The organism is Sphaerisporangium siamense, assembly GCF_014205275.1.
Classification (GTDB): Bacteria; Actinomycetota; Actinomycetes; order Streptosporangiales; family Streptosporangiaceae; genus Sphaerisporangium; species Sphaerisporangium siamense.
Genome location: NZ_JACHND010000001.1, coordinates 228,468 through 247,974 on the forward strand (window position 1 = coordinate 228,468; position 19,507 = coordinate 247,974).

The 19,507-nt window shown below is 71.0% G+C and carries 17 protein-coding genes; 9 read left to right on the plus strand and 8 right to left on the minus strand.

The genetic code is table 11. The features are described 5' to 3' along the window. Positions 1-76 precede the first annotated feature (76 nt). The 7 genes from BJ982_RS01045 to BJ982_RS01075 all read left to right on the plus strand — a co-directional run bounded on the left by BJ982_RS01045 (position 77) and on the right by BJ982_RS01075 (position 8,584). On the plus strand, positions 77-1,666 hold the full coding sequence (locus BJ982_RS01045; RefSeq protein WP_184875678.1) for an MFS transporter: 1,590 nt from the start codon (positions 77-79) through the stop codon (positions 1,664-1,666). 125 nt (positions 1,667-1,791) lie between these two features. Continuing rightward, positions 1,792-2,793, plus strand: a complete 1,002-nt coding sequence (locus tag BJ982_RS01050) for a phosphotriesterase family protein (protein WP_184875680.1) — start codon at positions 1,792-1,794, stop codon at positions 2,791-2,793. 48 nt (positions 2,794-2,841) lie between these two features. Continuing rightward, positions 2,842-3,795: a phosphotriesterase family protein gene (locus BJ982_RS01055; RefSeq protein WP_184875682.1), complete on the plus strand. Its 954-nt coding sequence runs from the start codon at positions 2,842-2,844 to the stop codon at positions 3,793-3,795. A gap of 14 nt (positions 3,796-3,809) precedes the next feature. Continuing rightward, the gene (locus BJ982_RS01060; RefSeq protein ID WP_184875684.1) at positions 3,810-4,973 is read left to right on the plus strand and encodes an FAD-dependent monooxygenase; all 1,164 of its coding nucleotides are present in this window, start codon (positions 3,810-3,812) and stop codon (positions 4,971-4,973) included. A gap of 4 nt (positions 4,974-4,977) precedes the next feature. Continuing rightward, positions 4,978-5,904: an alpha/beta hydrolase gene (locus BJ982_RS01065; RefSeq protein WP_184875686.1), complete on the plus strand. Its 927-nt coding sequence runs from the start codon at positions 4,978-4,980 to the stop codon at positions 5,902-5,904. Continuing rightward, positions 5,901-6,833 carry an MBL fold metallo-hydrolase gene (locus BJ982_RS01070; RefSeq protein ID WP_184875688.1) on the plus strand — a complete coding sequence of 311 codons (933 nt, stop codon included), beginning with the start codon at positions 5,901-5,903 and terminating at the stop codon, positions 6,831-6,833. Before BJ982_RS01065 ends, BJ982_RS01070 begins: the two co-directional genes overlap by 4 nt. Before the next feature lie 20 nt (positions 6,834-6,853). Further along, a complete protein-coding gene (locus BJ982_RS01075) occupies positions 6,854-8,584 on the plus strand; it encodes a CocE/NonD family hydrolase (RefSeq protein WP_184875690.1) in 1,731 nt (576 codons plus the stop codon). Positions 8,585-8,626: 42 nt separating this feature from the next. Here the strand turns inward: BJ982_RS01075 and BJ982_RS01080 are convergent, their stop codons facing one another. After that, on the minus strand, positions 8,627-9,532 hold the full coding sequence (locus BJ982_RS01080; protein ID WP_203959098.1) for a hypothetical protein: 906 nt from the start codon (positions 9,530-9,532) through the stop codon (positions 8,627-8,629). Positions 9,533-9,807: 275 nt separating this feature from the next. Between BJ982_RS01080 and BJ982_RS01085 the strand changes: the two genes are divergently transcribed. Next, the gene (locus tag BJ982_RS01085) at positions 9,808-11,022 is read left to right on the plus strand and encodes a cytochrome P450 (RefSeq protein WP_184875693.1); all 1,215 of its coding nucleotides are present in this window, start codon (positions 9,808-9,810) and stop codon (positions 11,020-11,022) included. 12 nt (positions 11,023-11,034) lie between these two features. Here BJ982_RS01085 and BJ982_RS01090 read toward each other — a convergent pair whose 3' ends face one another. The 6 genes from BJ982_RS01090 to BJ982_RS01115 all read right to left on the minus strand — a co-directional run bounded on the left by BJ982_RS01090 (position 11,035) and on the right by BJ982_RS01115 (position 16,084). Continuing rightward, positions 11,035-11,388 carry a cupin domain-containing protein gene (locus BJ982_RS01090; RefSeq protein WP_184875695.1) on the minus strand — a complete coding sequence of 118 codons (354 nt, stop codon included), beginning with the start codon at positions 11,386-11,388 and terminating at the stop codon, positions 11,035-11,037. A 158-nt stretch (positions 11,389-11,546) separates the two neighbouring features. Then, positions 11,547-12,434, minus strand: a complete 888-nt coding sequence (locus tag BJ982_RS01095) for a VOC family protein (RefSeq protein ID WP_184875697.1) — start codon at positions 12,432-12,434, stop codon at positions 11,547-11,549. 53 nt (positions 12,435-12,487) lie between these two features. Continuing rightward, complete coding sequence (locus tag BJ982_RS01100; protein WP_184875699.1) at positions 12,488-13,672, minus strand: acyl-CoA dehydrogenase family protein; 1,185 nt, start codon at positions 13,670-13,672, stop codon at positions 12,488-12,490. 166 nt (positions 13,673-13,838) lie between these two features. Next, positions 13,839-14,444 carry a TetR/AcrR family transcriptional regulator gene (locus tag BJ982_RS01105; RefSeq protein ID WP_221482256.1) on the minus strand — a complete coding sequence of 202 codons (606 nt, stop codon included), beginning with the start codon at positions 14,442-14,444 and terminating at the stop codon, positions 13,839-13,841. Positions 14,445-14,610: 166 nt separating this feature from the next. Then, the gene (locus tag BJ982_RS01110; RefSeq protein ID WP_184875701.1) at positions 14,611-14,823 is read right to left on the minus strand and encodes a hypothetical protein; all 213 of its coding nucleotides are present in this window, start codon (positions 14,821-14,823) and stop codon (positions 14,611-14,613) included. Between the two features lie 97 nt (positions 14,824-14,920). After that, entirely contained in the window at positions 14,921-16,084 is a 1,164-nt protein-coding gene (locus tag BJ982_RS01115; protein ID WP_184875703.1) for a 3-ketosteroid-9-alpha-monooxygenase, oxygenase component, read from the minus strand. Positions 16,085-16,348: 264 nt separating this feature from the next. Here BJ982_RS01115 and BJ982_RS01120 point away from each other — a divergent pair, with 264 nt between their 5' ends. Beyond that, positions 16,349-17,794: an MFS transporter gene (locus BJ982_RS01120; RefSeq protein WP_184875705.1), complete on the plus strand. Its 1,446-nt coding sequence runs from the start codon at positions 16,349-16,351 to the stop codon at positions 17,792-17,794. Positions 17,795-17,853: 59 nt separating this feature from the next. On the opposite strand, the gene BJ982_RS01125 is transcribed toward BJ982_RS01120, so the two are convergent. Then, positions 17,854-19,353: an MFS transporter gene (locus tag BJ982_RS01125; RefSeq protein ID WP_184875707.1), complete on the minus strand. Its 1,500-nt coding sequence runs from the start codon at positions 19,351-19,353 to the stop codon at positions 17,854-17,856. Positions 19,354-19,507: the final 154 nt, after the last annotated feature.

The window sequence follows — 19,507 nt, forward strand, 5'->3', positions numbered from 1 at the left end:
CTCACACGGGCGGCCGATCCCGAGCGGCCGGAACACGGAACAGATCACCCGGCCCATGGACAAGGAAGACATCGCAATGACGCAGACCGCCGCACGCAAGCAGGGCCACACCGCCACGGTGGTCGCCGGCTGCTTCGCCGTACTCCTCGCGCAAGTGGCGTACTCGCTGCCCGGCGCGCTCAATGGCACCTTCCAGCAGGAGTTCCAGACCACCGGCGCCGAGCTGACCTGGGCCACGGCCGCCTTCGCCATCCCCATGGTCGTGTTCGAGCTGACCACCGGCGTGCTCGGTGACCTGTTCGGACGCAAGCGGCTGCTGCAGGCGGGCGCACTGCTGACCGTCGCCGGCTCGCTGGTCAGTTGCGTCGCCGGAACGGTCCAGATCCTGTGGGTCGGGCAGGCCGTCGCGGGTCTCGGGGCCGCGATCCTCTACCCGATCTCGCTCGCCATGCTGGCCGCGGTCAGCCCCTCACCGGAGGCCCGTTCCAAGGCCATCGCCGTCTGGGCCGGCTTCCTCTCGATCGGCGCGGCGATCTCCCCGCTGATGGGCGGGTGGCTGGCCGCGGAGGGCGACTGGCGAACGTCGTACATCGTGGTGATCACGGCCGCGGTCGTCTCGATCGTCATCACCCGGTTCGCCGCCGACTCCTCGGCGCCGGAGGGGCGCAAGCTGGACGTCCCCGGCCAGGTCACGCTGGCCCTCGGCCTGATCGCCATCCTCTTCGCCGCCACGCAGGGCTCCGAGGCCGGCTTCGCCCGCCCCGAGATCATCGGCGCCTTCGCCGCGGGCCTCGTGCTGCTCGGCGCCTTCGTCGTCATCGAGACGCGGGCCGACGTCCCGCTGCTGCGCCTCGACATATTCGCCAACCGGTCCTACGCGATCGTCGCGATCGCCACGGTGGTCGGCATGTTCGCGTTCCTCGCGACCTGCTACTCGATGAGCATCTGGCTCGGCGCGATCCAGCACCAGAGCGCCCTGAGGATCGGCGTGCTGTTCCTGTTCATCCAGGGTCCGGCCTTCGTGCTCGTGCCGGCCGTCTCCCGCCTGATCCGCGACTTCTCGCCCCGGTGGACGCTCACCGCCGGTTTCGCCCTCATCGCCGTCAGCGGCGTCTGGTGCTCGACGTTCGACGTCCACGACATGAGCTGGACGCGGTTCATCGGCCCGATGCCGGCCCTCGGCGTCGGGTTCGCGCTCACCGTCGGCTCGATCACGGCCGTCGCGATCAACACCGTGCCGCTGCGGCTCGCCGGCATGGCCAGCGCCACCACCAACCTGCTGCGCGACTTCGGGTTCGCCCTCGGCCCGGTGCTCATCGCCGCGTTCGCGGTCAGCCGGGCGAACAGTGACCTGAGCGCCGGGTTCGGCGGCGCGATCGCCGGGTCCGGGCTTCAGCCGCCGTACACCGACATCGCCGGGGGTATCGCCCATGGGAGCGGCGCCATGGCGATCAACTCGATGCCGGTCGTGCCCGGCGCCGGTCCGGACCTGCCGCCGGTGCCGATGCCGGAGAGCCTCCGCGCGCTCGCGCTGGAGTCGCTCGGCAGCGCCTACAGCCTCGCCTTCCTGGTCGCCGGTCTCTGCGCCGCCGCGGCGGCGGCCCTGACGCTGTTCGGGCTCTTCGGCGCGAAGCACGCCGGGGCCTCGACGCCTTCATACAGGTAGATTGTATAACTTACCTATTGGATAGTCGGTTGACATGATGTTAAATCTACGTCACATGACCCACGTCGCGGCGTGACCGCAGTCGCTCGCCGAGACCGGAAGCGAGAACGAAAGGAGGGGCAGCGATGGGTGCCCAGACCGCCGAGTACGCCGCCGACACCGCCGTGAGCAGGGTCAACACCGTCCTCGGCCCCGTTCCCGCGCGGGAGCTCGGGGTCGTCGCGGTGCACGAGGCCCTGCTGTCGGTGGTTCCGGGAGCGGAGCACGCGTTCGACGTCAGCATGGACCGTGCCGAGATCTTCGAGACCCTGGCCGAGAAGCTGACGGACTTCCGCGAGCACGGCGGCGGGACGATCGTCGACAGCACCGGCATGTTCCACGGGCGGGACGTGCGGCTGTACGAGGCCCTCTCACGCACGACCGGCGTTCACATCGTCGCCTCGACAGGCCAGGGCCCCGAAGAGATGCTCGGCGGCTACTTCCTGACGCCGCAGACCGACCCGCCGACGCCGTGGCCGGCCGAGAAGTTCGCCGACCTCTTCGCCAAGGAGGTCACCGAGGGCATGGTGGTCCCCCGCGTCGAGCGGCGCGGCGCCGCGGGCCTCGTGGCCACCGCCGCGACCCGCACGGGCATGACCGCGACCGACGAGAGCCTGTTCCGCGGCGCGGCCCGCGCCGCCCTGACCACCGGCGTCCCGGTCTCCATCCGCTACGGGGACGACGCCGTGCGCGACCTCGGCGTCGTCCTGGACGAAGGGCTTCCGGCCGGCCGCGTCGTCGGCGGCGGGCTCGACCGCACGGACGCGGTCAGGGCCGGCGCGCCGCACGCGGTCGCGGCCCGCGGCGCCTATGTCGCCCTCGACCACGTGGGCGCCGACGACGACGCCCACGTCACCGACGCCGAGCGCGCCGCCCTGGTCGCCGGCCTGATCGAGGCGGGCCACGGCGATCGGATCCTGCTGTCCAGCAACGCGACCGGCGTCGCCAAGGGCCACCCGGCCACCGGCGTGCGCTACAGCCACGTCCTGACCGCGTTCGTCCCGCTCCTCACGGCACAGGGCCTCGGCGACGCGGACGTCCGGCGGATCCTCGTGGACAACCCGCGCGACCTGCTGTCGGTGCGCTGAGCCCGCGACAGCCCAAGACCATCGAGTTTCCTCCCAAAGGTGAGCGTCGTGTCGAGAGTGAACACCGTCCTCGGGCCGATCCCGGCCGAAGAACTGGGTCTCGTGGCCGTCCACGAGCACATCGGGTACGGCATGCCCGGCTCGGAACTGGACACCAAGTGGTGGAAGACCCCCGAGCAGCGGTACGAGGAGACCGTCCCGAAGCTGCGCCGGTTCCGTGAGCACGGCGGCGGCACGTTCGTCGACGCGACCGGCATCTGCAACGGCCGCGACGTCGACTACTACCGGTCGCTGTCCGCGAAGACCGGCGTGCACATCGTCGCGAGCACCGGCTTCGTCGGCGGCGACACCGCGCTGCCGCACTTCGCCCGGGCGAGCGTGGAATACCTGGCCGCGCAGTTCGTCCACGAGATCACCGCCGGCATCGGCGGCACCGGCGGTCGCGCCGGCATCATCAAGGTCGGCGTGAGCCGCGGCGGCCGCATGACGGATCTGGACAAGCGCATCTACCGCGCCGCCGCCCGCGCCGCCGTGGCCACCGGCGTACCCGTCCTGACCCATCTCGCGATCGACGCCGAGAACGCGATCCCCATTTTCGCGGCGGAGGGCCTCCCGCTCGACCGCGTCCTGTTCGGGCACGTCGACGACGGCGTGAACGCCGGCAAGACCCGCGACACCTGGATCGCCGAGCAGGGCGGCCGGGTCGGGTTCGACACCTTCGGCTACGAGACCGAGCTGGAGGACCCGCCCTTCTGGGCCCGTCCGCGCAAGGAGCGGCTGGACCACTTCCTCCGGTTCATCGGCCAGGGGCACCTGGACAAGGTGCTGGCCTCGGCCGACGCCAACTGCAGCCCGCTGGGCTGGCCGGGCGTGAAGGGCCACACCGTCAACTACATCTTCACCGACCTCATCCCGGACCTGCGCGGCGCCGGGCTCGACGAGGCCGCGATCAAGACGATCTTCGTCGACAACCCCGCCGACTTCCTGACGATCCGGAACTGACAAGGACCAGCCCCATGCAGCCCTCAGACCTGAAGAACCTGACCATCGCCGTCGTCGGCGCGGGGTACGCCGGCGCCGCCGCGGCCAAGGCCCTGAGCCTCCTCGGCGCCACCGTCGGCGTCTACGAGCAGGCGAGCCGGATCCGCGAGGTCGGCGCCGGCATCGGCCTGCGGCCGTCCACCATGGACCGGTTCCGCCAGTGGGGGATCTTCGACGCGATCGCGAAGGTGAGCTCGCCGAGCGACTACTTCGAGATCCTCACCGCCACCGCCGGCCCGATGTTGAAGGAGGCGTGGCCGGAGATCGGCACCTTCGGCGAGAAGACCCACCTGATCCACCGCGGGGACTTCATCGAGGCCCTCCTCGGCGTGCTCCCCGACGGCATGGTGCACCTCGGACACAAGCTGGAGCGCGTCGAGGACGAGGGCGACAGGGCGACGCTGATCTTCGCCAACGGCGCGTCGGTCACCGCCGACCTGGTGGTCGGCGCCGACGGCATCAAGTCCGTCGTGCGCGGGCAGTTGTTCGGGGACGGGCAGCCGGTGTTCTCCGGCGAGCACGCCTACCGCGCGGTGATCTCCGTGGACGACGCCCACGGGATGGCCGTCGACGACAACCTCCGCATGTACATCGGCCGGGGCACCAAGGTCTACTTCCTGCCGCTGCGCCACCGCGGCCAGGTCTCGTTCGACATCACCGCCCTGTGCCCGGACGCCACCTGGGCGCCGGAGGTCACCAAGGACGACCTGCTGAGGACCGTCGAGGGCTTCGACGAGCGGATCGTGGACATCACCCGCGGCCTCGACATGGACGCCGTCAACTGCCGCGCGGTCTACGACATCGACCCGGTCGACACCTGGCACTCCGGCTCCGTCGTCCTCGTGGGCGACGCGGCCCACTCGATGCTGCACCACCAGGGCCAGGGCGCGAACTCGGCGATCCTGGACGCGGGCGCCCTCGCCGACGCCCTCAAGGAGGCCGGCTCCGTGAAGGAGGCGCTGGCGCGCTACCAGGCCGTCCGCAAGCCGGTGACCGACGAACTGCAGCGGATCTCGCGCCAGGGCTGGACCGAGGACGAGATCAACGACGTCTTCCCGGGACAGAGACCCGCGTCCCAGAAACCGGCCTCCCAGCAGTCCCCGTCCCAGGGGTCCGCGTCCCAGAAGGCGAAGGCCTGACGCCATGCCACTGCACCCCGACATCGCCCGCGCCCTCGCCACCCTGCCGGCGCCACCGCCCGGCCCGCTCGATCCGGTCGCCATGCGCGCGGCCGAGGAGGCGCAGGTCCCTCCTCTGGAGCAGCGCCTGCCGCTCCACTCGGTCGAGGACACCATCGCGCGGACCCCGGCGGGCGAGGTCCCCGTGCGGATCTACACGCCGGTGGACGCCGAGGCGTACGGCCTGCTGGTCTACTTCCACGGCGGCGCCTTCTTCCTCGGCAGCCTGAATACCCACGACCACGTGGCGCGGTCGCTGGCGAAGGAGACCGGGCTCAAGGTCGTCTCCGCCGGCTACCGCCGGGCGCCCGAGGCCGCCTTCCCCGCCGGCCTCCAGGACTGCCACGCGGTGGTGCGCTGGGCCGCCGAGAACGGCGGGCGCCTCGCATGGGACGGCACCACGCTCGCCGTCGCCGGTGACAGCTCGGGCGGCACCTTCGCCGCGGCCGTCGCCGCGATGGCCCACGACGAGGGATTCGACCGCATCACGCACCAGGTGCTCTTCTCCCCTTCGCTCGATCTGGACTTCGACGCCGACCGCTACGCCTCGTTGCGCGAGAACGCCGTCGGCTACGGCCTGGAGACGGCGGGGCTGAAGCCGTTCAACGCCTTCTACCTCGACAGCGGCGCCGACCCGGCCGATCCGCTGGTCTCGCCGATCAAACGGGCGGACCTCACCGGGCTGCCGCCCGCGCTGATCGTGACCGCGGAGCACGACCCGCTGCGTGACGAGGGCGAACTCTACGGCCGGCGCCTCGACGAGGCCGGCGTCGGCGCCACGGTGCGCCGCTATCCGGGCGCGGGGCACGGGTTCGTGCAGCACTTCTCCTGGATCCCGGCGTACCACCGCGTCTTCCAGGAGACGGCCGCCTTCCTGAGGAGCCGGCCATGACGGACGTGCATCCCCTGGTCTCGCCGTGGGGCCGGTTCAGCCTGTACAGCTTCTTCATCGACGCCCCGGAGCCGGCCATCGTCGACACCGGGATCGCCTCCTCGCCCGCCGAGGGCATGGTCCCCGCGCTGCAGGCCATCGGGCGCCGCGTCGAGGACGTGCGCTGGATCCTGCTGACCCACGGTCACATCGACCACGTCGGCGGCGCCCGCGCCCTGTGGGAGCTCACCGGCCGGCGCGCGCGGGTGGTCGTCCACGAGGCCGACGCCCCGATGCTGCGCTCGCGCCGGGCGCACGTGGACGAGTACCTCCACGGCCGGGGACGCTACCTGAACGACCCCGACGGCGCGGCGAAGGTGACGGCCGCCGCGAACTCGGTCATCTCCGGCGAGATGGAGCCGGCCATGCTGCTCAAGGGCGGCGAGACCCTCTCGCTCGGCGGCGGCGTCACCGTCTCCGTCCACGCGGTCCCCGGCCACACGCCCGGATCGGTGGCCTATGCGATCGACGGCTCGCGCTCGGTGTTCGTCGGCGACGCCGTCCAGGTCCACGGGGCGGCCAACGGCTTCCCCGGCTACGCGGACCCGGTCGCGTACCGCGCCGGCCTGCGGTACCTGCGCGACGAGATCCGCCCGCGGCGGCTGTACCTCGGGCACCCGTACCGCCGCGCGGACGGCACGGCGTACGGCGTCGAGCTCGACGCCGCCCAAGCCCGGGAGGCGCTCCAGGCGAGCCTGGACATCGAGGCCGGCGTCGGCGAGGCGGCCCGCCGCTGCCTCCGGGACGGTCCGCGGGAGACGGACTCGCCGTACTCCCCGTTCGCCCCCGTCGCCGAGAGGCTCGGCTACACCGGCGACCCGGCGCTCGAACCGTCGCCGTTCTTCACGTCGATGCACGGCTACCGCACGCACTTCACCCAGAACTCGTGACAGCAAGGAACTTCGCACTCATGGCCGAATTCCAGACGATCCAGGCGGGCGAGCGGACGATCGCCGTCCGCAAGGATCTGCGGGTGCCGATGCGCGACGGGGTCACCCTCGCCGTGGACGCCTACCACGGCACGGAGGACAAGCCGCGGCCGGCGTTGGTCGCGATGAGCGCCTACGGCAAGGAACTGCAGGCCCTGGCCCTGACCACACCGCCGCAGCGTCGCCCGAGCCCGATGTGGGACGGCTGCATCGAGGCCGGTGACGTCGCGCGCGTCGTCGAGGAAGATTACGTCCACGTCATCGGGGACATGCGCGGCACCGGCGACTCCGGCGGCGTGATGATCGGCAACTACAACGCCGGTGGCGTTCCGCAGGGTCAGGACCTGTACGACGTCATCGAATGGGTCGCCGCGCAGCCGTGGTGCGACGGGAACGTCGGCATGATCGGCATCTCCTACTTCGGGTCGATGCAGGTGCTCGCCGCCGCCGAGCGGCCGCCGCACCTGAAGGCGATCTTCGTCAGCGGCGGGCATTTCGACTTCTACGAGACCACCTACCACGGCGGCGTCATGTGGTTCATGCCGCGGGCCGCCCGCGAGGGGCGCGGCGGCGACTCCGGCATCGCGCACACCGACGTGCGGTCCCGCATGCAGGAGGTCCACTCCCCGGAGGAGCTCAGGAGGCTCGTCGACGAGCGGCTCCGGGACCCGGACGTGGCCGCGTGGCCGAACCTCGTGCACGTGCTGAAGTACCCGAAGAACCGCGAGTTCTGGTTCGACATCGTGATGAACCACCTCGACGGGGAGTGGTACGAGGAGCGCAACCCCATCAGGCTGGCCGAGAACATCGACATCCCGGTCTACCTGCAGATCGACCAGGGACGCGGCTGGACCGTGGACGGCCACATCGAGCTGTTCGACGTGCTGAAGGGTCCGAAGAAGCTGGACATCGGCTCCTACCCGCCGATGCAGTCGCGCCCCTGGATCGAGGAGCACGACAAGATGTTCCGCTGGTACGAGTACTGGCTCAAGGGCATCGACAACGGCGTCATGGACGAACCCGCCGTGCGCGTCTTCGTGGAGGGCTCGCGCGAGGTGGTCACCGCGGAACGGTGGCCGCCGAAGGAGATCGAGTACAGGCCGCTGTACCTGCGCCCGCGCCACAAGCTCTCCCCGGAGCCGGAGCCGATGGGCGCCGAGCACGCCGCCCCGGACGGCTTCTACCAGGCGCCGCTGACGGTGACCGACAAGGTGGAGACCGTCGCCTGGAGCACCGAGCCGTTCGAGGAGCCCACGGAGCTCATCGGCACCGGTGCGGCGCACCTGTTCGCCGAGATCGACCAGGAGGACACGAACTTCATCCTGCGCCTGTGGGACGTCGCCCCGAACGGCGCCCGCCAACTGGTCACCACCGGCTTCCTCAAGGCGTCACACCGCGAACTGGACGCCCGGACCACCGAAGGCGACCCGTACCACCCGCATACCCGGGCCGTCCCGGTGGAACCCGGAAAGATCGAGGAGTACGTCCTGCGCCTCTACCCGTTCGCGGCCACGCTCCTCCCCGGCCACCGCCTCCTGGCCGAACTGTCCAACGACGAACCCCTGTCCGACGCCCACAACTCCTTGCTCCCCCCGGACGCCTTCCACCTCCCGGTGGGCCGCCCCGTCACCCACAAGATCCACCGCGACGCCACCCATCGGTCCCGGCTCGTCCTGCCGTTCACGAAGCGCGCCGCGGCGGGGAGCGGGTGACGGGGCACGCGTCCGCAGGAGGGCGACTCCTCGCGTCCGGCGTCAGGTGGTGCAGTTCTTCTGGGTGTCGGTGCGGACTCTGGCGCCGGTGAACTCCTCCAGGATGGCGAGGTTCTCGGGGGCGTAGTTCGTGATGGTGATCTTGTCGGCGTTGGGGCCGCCCAGTTTGCCGGTGTAGGGGGCCGACTTCTCCAGCCAGTACGCGGTGCGGAGGAACTGGGTCAGGACCAGGGTGCGGAGCTTCGGCTCGTTCTTGATCTTGGCCCAGTAGTCGGGGTGGCGGTCCTTGGCGACGCGCAGGTAGAGCAGCAGGTAGCGCAGGTTGGTGGCGGCGATGTCGCGGGCGTTGCTGGCTCCGATGCCCTTGATGTACTCCTGGACCACCGTCACCGCGGGCAGGCCCATGAGGCCCGCGTTCAGTTCGGCCAGCACGCCCTGGAGGTGGTACTCGCCCTGGGTCCGGTCGCGCAGGTAGATGCCGTCCATGGAGTCGCTGAGCCGGTCCTTGATCAGCGGGATGATCTCCTTGCGGGGGAAGCCGTCGTACAGCGGCACCGTCGTGTCCTGCCGGGAGGCGTTGATCCAGGCCGCGGTGTGCACGTTCCACCGGGTCCGCGACGGGTCGAGGTCCCACATGTGGGTCTCCTCGTGGATCGCCACCATCATCGACTCGGCGAACGCCTCGAAGCTGTTCTTCTGCACGAACTGGTTCCAGTACTGGTCCCTGACCTGGGCGACGGCCAGCCCCTGGCCGCTCGGCCACCGGCGCTGGTACATCGTCTGCAGGGTCTGCATCCAGTTGGCGGAGGTGAACCTCGCCTTGAGGTCGCTCACGTCCGCGGTGGGCTGCGACGGTTCCTCGTAACAGTAGGGTGCGGCGGCGCTCGTGACGGGAGCCGCGGCGGCGATGGTCGTCGCCATCGGCGACAGCGCGAGGAGCACGGTCACGACAGACAGACCGCGTGTTCGACTCACCGGGACCTCATTCCTGAGCGGACGCGCCGCCGGCAAGCAGGGCACGGGCAGCCGCCGCTCTCTTCGTCGTCACGCTGGATGGTACGGACCGTCGCGGCCCGGCGCCTCATCCCAATTTCGGCATAGCTTCGGCGCACCCCCGGGACGGGCCGGAGACCCGGGCGCACGGGAGTGTTGACGAGTGTCACGGCGTCTCATACGTTCCCCCTGGGTCGTCACCCGGGCGTCCAGGAATCGCGGAGGCGGCGATGACCGGCGAACCTGACCGAGACGAGACGTGGCCGGACATCGTTCCCGGCCCCCTGGGGACGCCGTCCCCGGAGCTCGCCCGCAGGCGGGAGTCGGGGCCGCTGGCGCCCGCGACCATGCCCAGCGGCGACCGCGTCCCGGTCGCCGTCGGATACGACGACGTGCGGGCCGTGCTGGCCGCGCCCACCTCCAGCCGTAACCTGCGATCACCAGGGATGCCCCGGATGGTGAGCGGCACCGCCATGGACGACGACCCGGTGTCCCTGATCAACCAGGATCCGCCCGAACACACCCGCTACCGCCGCATCCTGTCCGGCACGTTCACCCCGCGCAGGACCGAGCCGTGGCGGCCCCGCATCGCCGCGATCGCGCGGTCGCTCCTGGACGGCCTCGGCGACGGGTTCGACCTGGTCCAGGCGTACGCGATGCGGATCCCCGGCCAGGTCATCTGTGAGCTGCTGGGCGTGCCGGAGGGCCACCACGAGCAGTTCATCCGGTGGACCGCCATGTTCCTCACCACGTCCACGGACACCGAACAGGCCCGCTACCAGGGCTACACCGACCTGCTGGCCTACTCCGCCGAGCTGGTCGCCCGGCACCGCCGCGAACCGGGCGACGACCTGGTCGACCTGCTCATCCAGGCCAGGGACGAGGAGGACCGGCTGACGGAGGCCGAAGTGGTGAACGCCGTGTACTCGCTCATCACGGCGGGGTACGAGACGACGGCGGCGATGATCTCCCGTGGCGTCCTGCGGCTGCTCCTGCACCCCGCCCAGTGGGCCGAGCTGGTCGCGGCTCCCGCATTGTCGGCCACCGCCGTGGAGGAGGTCCTGCGGTACGACGGCCCGCCCGCCAACCCCTTCATGCGCCGGATGACGCGGGACACCGACATCCCCGGCGGCACCCTTCCCGAGGGCGCCGTCGTCCTGCCGCTCATGAGCGCGGCCAACCACGACCCGCGCGCGTTCCCCGACCCGTCGAGGTTAGACATCCACCGCTTCGACGACCACTCTCCCCGCGCTCATCTGGCCTTCGGGCACGGTCCGCACCGGTGCCTCGGCGCCGCCCTGGCGAAGGTCGAGCTGACCGAGGCCGTCAGGGCCCTGGCCGTCAGGCGCCCGGCCCTGCGCCTGGCCACCCCGCCCGAGTCGATCCCCTGGACCGACGGCCTGGTCCTGCGCCCGCTCACCCTGCACGTCACCTCGGCCGGATAGCACGGCCCGCGATCAAGGGTCGTGCCGGGGCGGGCGGCCGGGGACGGCGGTGAGGAGCACCACGGCCGGCTCGATCGCCTCCAGGTCGTGGCGGGCGTCGGGGACGATCAGCAGGTCGCCGGCCGAGCCGTCCCAGGAGGCGTCGCCCGTGCTCAGCCGGACCCGTCCGCGCAGGACGTGCAGCGTGGCCTCGCCGGGGTTGTCGTGCTCGCCGAGCCGCCGTCCGGCGTCGAGCGCGAGCAGCGTCTGGCGGAGCGAGCGCTCGTGCCCGCCGTACACGGTCTTCGCGCTGCGCCCGCTCGACGCGCCGCGCGCGAGTTCGAGCTGCTCGGTGACCAGCGCTGCCAACGGCACCTTGTCGGTCATGGTGAATCGTGTCCCTTTTGCACGGTGAGGTGGTCCACGCCACTGGTATTTCCCACCACGGCGGGGATCTCCCCAACGCGACGGCCCCGAAGGCTCTCTGCCTTCGGGGCCGTGGTGTGTTCGTCAGGGTGCGGTCGTCCGGGCGGACGGGCGTGTCGTCAGCTCCAGTCCCACTTGTGACCCCAGTAGCTGTCAGCGGTGATCTCCTCGGCGGTGTAGGAGGTCTCGTCGACGAGCATCCCTTCGCAGCCGACCTCCAGGTCCCACCCGCCGGGGGTGCGCACGTAGAAGGAGACCATCTTGTCGTTGGTGTGCCGGCCCAGCGTCGAAGAGAGGTGGTAGCCCTTCGCCATGACGCGGTCGAGGGCCTGGCCGACCTCGTCGAGGGTCTCGCACTCGACCATGATGTGCACCAGCGCCGGCGCCTTGAGGTCGGGGGTCGGCATGATCGCCAGGCTGTGGTGGCGGGCGTTGACCCCCATGAACCGGATCCGGACCGGGCCGTACTCGGGCGGCGCCGGCAGGCGGAACCCGCCGCGGGGCAGGAAGCCGAGGGTCTCGGCGTAGAACCGGTAGTCGGCCTCCAGGTCCCGCACCGGCACCACCGCGTGGCCCATGCCGAGCTCGCCGCTGACGAAGCGGTTGCCGAACTTCGTCCCGAGCGGGCTGTGGTCCAGCGCGGGACCGTGGAAGATCTCCAGCCGGGTCCCGCCCGGAGTCTCGAAGGCGATCCCCGCCTCGATCCGGCGGAGGTCCGCGTCCTCCAGCGACAACGGCTTCGTCGCCACTCCCGCCGCCTCGACGGCCTCCTGGACCCGCCGCAGCGCCAGGTGGTCGCGAACCTCCCATCCGATGGCCTCTACCCGGTCCTCCTCGCCGGGCAGCAGCACGATGCGGGCGTGCCGCTCGTCCATGCGCAGGTACAGGGCGTCGGATTCCGGCCCGGCGCCTTCGGCGAAGCCGATGGTGTCGAAGGCGAACGCGCGCCATGCGTCCAGGTCGGTCGCCCGGACGCGCACGTAGCCGAGCGCACTGATGTCGGTCATGCCCATCTCTCCTGATTCGGTTGAGGTGTTGGTCGAAGGTCGGCCGGCGCGGGTCAGATCATCAGGCGCAGCGCGCCCTGCGGCTCGACGCCCATCTGGATCTGGGCCGTCGCGTGGTAGGCGCTGCCCGGGATGTGGATGGCGTGCTGCAATCCCACGTGCGCGTCGCGCCAGAACCGCTGCATCGGGTTGCCGCGGCGCACGGCGTTGCCGCCGGAGCGCGCGAAGATCTCGTCGACCGCCGAGACCGCCCGCCAGGCGCAGCGGATCTGGTTGCGCCGGACCACGGCCCGGTCCTCGAAGGTGATCGGCTTGCCGGAGTCGGCCAGGTCGTAGAGCCGGCTGATGCCGTCGAGCAGTTGCAGCCGCGAGGCCTGGATCTCGGAGGCGGCCTCGGAGATGGCGAACAGCGTGTACGGGTCGTCCTTCACCTTCGTGCCGGCGGCCATCACCCGGTCACGCTGGTAGTCCAGGTGCGCGGCGAGCGCTCCCTCACAGATGCCGACCACCGCCGAGGTGATGCCCAGCGGGAACATCGACCAGAACGGCAGCCTGTACACCGTCTCGGTACGGCCGGCCCGCTCGGCCGCGAGATCACCCGCCGCGACCTCCTCGGCGTCGATCGTCCGGTAGGCGGGGATGAACGCGCCGTCGACGATGACGTCCTTGCTGCCGGTGCCGCGCAGCCCGATGACGTCCCAGGAGTCCTCGACGATCGTGTAGTCGGAGCGGGGCAGCACCACGTGCATGGCCTTCATCGGCTGCGCCGGCCTGCCCTCGGCGTCCCCGAGCAGCGCGCCGAGGAAGATCCAGTCGCAGTGGTCGGTGCCCGAGGAGAACTGCCAGCGGCCCTTCAGGATGTACCCGCCGTCGGTCGGCGTCGCCACGCCGCTCGGCATGTACGGCGAGGCGATCCACGTGTTGGGGTCGGAACCCCACACCTCCTGCTGCAGTTTCCGGTCGCACAAGGCCATCTCCCACGGGTGCACGCCGCCGACCCCGCACACCCAGCCGGTCGAGCCGCACGCCTTGGCCACCGCCATCACGGCCTCGGCGAAGTCCCGCGGGTGCGCGGCGTACCCCCCGAAGTCGGTCGGCTGCAGCAGCCGCATCACCCCGGCCTCGCGGATCAGCTTGACGCTCTCGTCGGCCAGCTTGCCCAGGCGCTCGGTCTCGTCCGCGACCGCGGCCAGCCGGCCGGCGATCTCCTCTACTCGGGAAACAACTTCATGCGCCATCGAGGCACCTCCGGACTGGATTCGAGAAGGTCGCGACCCGCCGTCTGTGTGGCGGCCCGCTGACGCTAAGCCGCGTGCGAGCACCGGGTCCACGGCACATCCCGCTGGCCGGGACTGCGGGGTGAGAACGGCTTCCGGGCGTGAGGAAAGGGCGCGACCCGCCCGGTCAGCGGCCGGAGTACGGCGCGAGGAGCAGCCGCGCGGCCAGCTCGATGTCGGTCTTCGCCTTCTCGGGCGTGGTCTGGCCGCTGAGCGTGGAGACCAGGGCGCCCCACCAGCAGTGGGCGAGCAGCCGCACCACGCTCACGTCCTGCTCGTTCGGCTTCTCCGCGCCGATGATGCGCAGGAGTATGCGGCCGAGCGCGTCCTTGGTCGGTTCGACGTCGTCCATCGCCGCCGCGAAGTACTCGGCGGTGGACGCCTGGATCATCGCCGCGGCCAGCACCGGCCGGGCCAGCAGGTGGCGGCTCAGCCCCACCAGGAGTTCGGCGGCCTGGGTGACGGGGTCCGTACCCTGACCACGCGGCCGTCCCGCGTCGAAGGCGCCGACCTCCATCTTGAGGAGGGCGGAGAACAGGGCGTTCTTGGAGGGGAAGTAACGGTAGAGGGTCGCGATCGCCACGTCGGCGTTCTTGGCGACCTCGTGCATCTGCACGGTCTCGAACTTGTCGCGGGCCCCGAGTTCGGCGGCGGCGCGCAGGATGCGTTCGCGCCGGGCGATCTGGCGCTCGGAGGTCGGCGACGCCGGAGCCCGGGGTTCGGCGATTCTCACCAGGAAATCCCCCGTCCGTTCTTTCCGTCCACGCGCGCCGGAACGCCGGGTTCCTGCCGACCACAGGATATCGGCCGTCCCACGGGCATGGGCTCCACCCCGGCGTCGGGGTGGAGCCCATGCCCGGTTCGCCGCCTCTCGCGGGTGGGCGGCCCGGTCCGTGGTCTCAAAGGTCGGGGACGGGGACGGCCCCGAGGCGGACGGAGTTCTCGATGCTGTCGCGCAGTCGCGTGCAGGTCGGGAAGAGGCCGGGCTCGGCGTGCCGGCTCAACTCGACGCACTGCTCGGTGTCGGTGGTCCACTGGACCAGCGTGTGCGCCAGGCTGTTCTTCTTGACCAGGACGCACGTACCGCAACTGCTGCAGGACACGGGACGCACGGGACATCTCCTCGGTTGCGATCGCTGATGTGCTCGACGGTGGTGGCGCCTCGCCGCGAGGCGCCACCACCGGTTCGGACAGACCAGCCGGGATGGGCTAGGACGGGGTCGAGGCGATGACGGTCCGGCCGTTGGCGATGTTGTCGTCGACTTCTTTCTGCCAGAACTGGTTGGCCCGCTCGGTGTCGATCTCGAACTCGAACCGCTGGGTCATCTCCGGGGTGACGTCCTCGACATCGACGTAGAACTGGTCGTACCAGCGGCGCAGCTGGTAGACGGGGCCGTCCTCCTCGCACAGCAGCGGGTTGTCGATCTTGGCCTTGTTCTTCCAGATCTCCACGTCCTGCAGGAAGCCCGTCTCCACGCCCGCCGCGAAGCCCTCCGCCATCGCCTGCGCCTGCTCGTCGGAGACGCCCTGCGGCTTCTTGACCATCGCGCCCCACTGGAGCACGAAGCCGGTCGGCGACACCGGGTAGTGGCAGTTGATCAGCACGGACTCGATCGTCTGGTCCCCCACGGTGTTCCACAGGTAGTCGATCATGTACGACGGCCCGTAGTACGCCGCCTCCGAACGCCCGTCGGTCTTGTCGCCGGAGTAGTTCGTGCCGAGCTGGACGTCGGGCCGGGCCCGGCTGTTCATGTTCTGCGCGGCGATGTGCCCTTCGAAGACGTTCTTGAAGTACGTCGGGAACGCGTAGTGAATATAGAAGAAGTGGGCCATGTCCACGACGTTGTCGACGATCTCCCGGCAGTTGGAGCCCTCGATCTTGATCCGGTTCCACGTCCACGCGGTCCACTCGGACGTGCCCACGGCGGCGATCTCCGGGATCGTCACCTCCGGCGGGGGCGGGTTGCCCTGCGGGTCGTGCCAGACGAAGAGCTGCGCGTTGCGCTCCAGCGTCAGCCACGTCCTGGTGCGCGCCCGCGGCGGCACCCGGCGGGCGTAGGGGATGCTGGTGCAGCGGCCATTTCCCGCCCAGCGCCAGTCGTGGAAGGGGCAGGCGATCGTGTCGCCCTTGATCTCCCCCTGGCTGAGGTCGCCGCCCATGTGCGGGCAGTAGGCGTTGAGCACCTTCAGTTCACCGGCGCTGTCGGCGAACACCACCAGCTTGGTGCCGAACGCCTCGATCTTGTGCGGTTTGCCGTCCCGGAACTCGTCCGCCAGGCCGAGACAGTGCCAGCCCCGCGCGTAGCGCGCCGGGGGCGGGGCCGCCTCGATCACGCGAATCTCGTCGTCACCGGCGGTGTGTAGCGACGTCATGAAGTCTCCTTGCCGTCCCATGCGCCCGGGCCGAATCTTCCTGCCCGCGGACTTCACATCATGCGAAGACTGAGGTGTGCGTCACTGTCCTTTTCCCACTGACCGGGACCTCGTCTCCCAAAGCGCCGCGCCCCCGTCCCGTCCGGCGGGCGGGGCCGGCGACGAGGCCGTCCCGCTCGCCGGGAAGCCGGTTGTGGCGAAGCCGCGGGCGCCGACACCGTGGGGTCGACCGTTCGGGGCGTACGAAGGAGACCCAACGCCGCTATGACGACTCACCAGATCTTGAGCGGGCCCGAGAGCGAGAAACCGGCACGAGCTTCGGCCGGGGCCGGGCACCCGGTGCGGGTGGCCCTGGTCGTCGCCTTCGCGGCCCTGGTGACCACGCTCAACCAGACGCTGGTGGTCCCGGTGCTGCCCGGGCTGCCCGCCCGCTTACAGGTGACGCCGTCCGTCGCCGCCTGGCTGGTCACCGCGACGATCATCGCCGGCGCGGTGGCGCACCCGGTGCTGGGCCGGCTGGGCGACCAGTTCGGGATGCGCAGGATGATGATCGTGGCGCTCTGCGCGATGGTCCTCGGGTCCCTGCTGTGCATGGTGAGCGACGACATCGCGGTCCTCATCGCCGGCCGGGCGCTCCAGGGGCTCTCCAGCGCGACGATCCCGCTCGGGATGAGCCTGGTGGGGGTGGTCCTGGAGCCCCGGCGCCGGGCCGCCGCCATCGCCACCGTCAGCGCGATGATGGGGGTCGGCGGCGCGCTCGGGCTGCCCGCCGCGGGGCTGGTCTCCCGGCTCTGGGGATTTCACGGCCTGTTCGCCGTCTCGGCGTCCGCGGGCGTCGTCGCGATGACCGCCCTCCTGCTCGCGGTCCCGGCACCGCCCCGGCGGGAGCGGGCACGGCGGATCGACCTCGCCGGCGCGGCGCTGCTCACCTGCTCGACCGTCGGCCTGCTGGTCGGGCTCGACCGCGGCGGCGAGTGGGGCTGGACCAACGCGCTGACCGTCGCCTGCTTCGTCGCGGCGCTGGTGGCCGGGTGCCTGCTCACCCTGGTGGAGCTCCGCCGCCACGATCCGCTCATCGACCTGAGGGCGGCGGTGAGCCGCTCGGCCGCCGCGATCAACGGAGGGTCCGTCCTCATTGGTTTCGCGCTGTTCGCGAACTTCCTGGGGATCGTCGGACGCCTCCAGGCCCCGGCCGCGACCGGGTACGGGCACGGCCTGTCGGTGCTGGCGACCGGCCTGTGCCTGCTTCCCGGAGGGTTGCTGGCGGCGACGGTGGCGCCGCTGTCGGCCAGGCTGAGCACGGCCGCCGGCCCGCGGGTGACGATCGTGACGGGCTGCGCCGTCTCCGCCGCCGGGTTCGCGGCCCAGATCCCGCTGGGGCACGGCGCGCTGTGGGGGCTGATATGCGTCGTCGCCGTCATCTCGGCGGGCAACGCGATGGTCATGGCGGCCCTGCCCGCGCTGATCCTGCGGGTCACCCCGGAGACGGACATCGGCGTCACGAACGGGCTCAACGCGCTGGCCCGCGCCATCGGCATGTCCGTGAGCAGCGCGGTGTTCGGCATCGTGACGACGGTCCCGGCCGGCGCGGCGTTCGTGCCGCGTGGCGCGTTCGACGGGTTCACCGTCGCCGGCGGGATCGCGACGCTGGTCGCGCTCGCCCTTTTCCTTCTCCAGCGCTCCGGTCACGACGCCGACCGCGCGAGATGAAGGGAGCGGCCGCTCCGCCGATCAGCAGATCGCCGGAGCGGCCGCCGGGCCTGTGAAGGTCAGCGCCTGCCCTCGGGGCCCGCCGCCACGGTGGCGGCGGACGGCTCGGCCAGGGAATCCGGGAGCGGGTCGATCATCGAGTCCTGCTTGCGGCCGCGCAGGACCGTCGAGGCGAGCAGCAGTCCGACGACGATCAGGATCCCCATGAACACGGCGCCCGCGTTGATGGAGGAGTCCGGGTACAGGACGGTGCCGTCCGGGGTGCGGGTCGCGAACTGCCCCATGATGACGAACAGGACGACCGGCGTGGTGCTGGCGAAGCCGCTGTAGCTCACCTGCACCATCCCGGCGATGGAGCCCTGCTTGTCGGCCGGGGCTCCGGCGATGACCAGACCGGGGATCGAGCCGTAGGCCAGGCCCGTACCGGCGCCCAGGAACAGGGCGGCGACGAGGACCGGCAGGTAGTCACCGTGGTAGAAGCCGAGGAGCAGACCGCCCACGCCCAGGAGCAGCAGGCCGGTCCTCATCATGGTCGCGCCGCCCACACGGTTGAGCAGCTTGCCGACGACGACGCCCATGATCACCGTGACCACCGCCTGCGGGGCGGTGACCGACGCGAACTCCGACGCGCTCATCCCCAGGCCGTAGCCGAGCTTGGCCTCGCCCGGCGTCAAGCCGATCATGGCGGAGAGCGAGGAGGCGATGGCGGTCGATCCGTACGCCGTGGCGGCGGTCACCGCGGCGAGCACGATCGGCCGGCGCGTGAAGATCCGCAGGTCGACGAGGGGATCGGGGAAGTTCAGCGACCGCACGACGAACCCGGCCATGAGCGCCAGGCCGACGACGAACGCGCCGAGCGTGTTGACCGAGCCCCAGCCCCAGGTGCTGCCGAAACTGATCCCCAGGAGCACGATGCCGAGGCCGAAGCCCAGCATGCCGGCGCCCAGGAAGTCGACCCGCGCGGGGACGCGCAGCGGCGTCTCCTGGGTGGTCGCCAGCAGCAGCGGGGTGAGGATCGCCATCCACAGCACGTCGAAGGCGAACAGGCCGCGGAAGCCCCAGGTGTCGAGCAGCCACCCGATGAGGAACGGCGTGCCGATGGAGAACACGCCGGTGCCGGTCATCGTGACCGCGCTGGCCAGAGGCAGGATCCGCCGCGGGTACACGTCGCGCATCAGCGAGTAGCTCAGGAACATGGTGGGCAGCACGGCGCCCTGCAGCAGCCGGCCCGCGATGAGGACGCCGAATGTCGGCGCCACGGTCGAGACGAGCGAGCCGACGGTGCTCACCAGCAGGCAGGCGATCATCATCCGCCGCTTGCCGTGGATGTCCGCCAGCTTCCCCACCAGCGGGCAGAGGATGGCCCCGGAGAGAATGAAGCCGGTGAGGAGCCAGCCTCCCTGGTCGGTCTTGAAGTGGGTGGTGACGGCCGGCAGCGCCGTCGTGACCAGGCTGTAGCCCAGCGCGGTCCCTTCCAGGATCATGACCATCGTCACCGTGGAGAGGACGAGCCGTGGGGTCCACCCGCCCGCCTCCACCCTTGTGTCTGTCGTACTCATCGTCTGGCCTCCAGAAGAACGTGGTGTTTCGTGGATCTCGGCGTGGCCGGGGGTCCGGCTCCTCGCACGGACCCCCGCGGGGGGATGCGGTTCCTCCTTGGCACCGCGCGGACACCGTGGTGTCACGCACGTCTTACGGGTGGTGACGGACCGT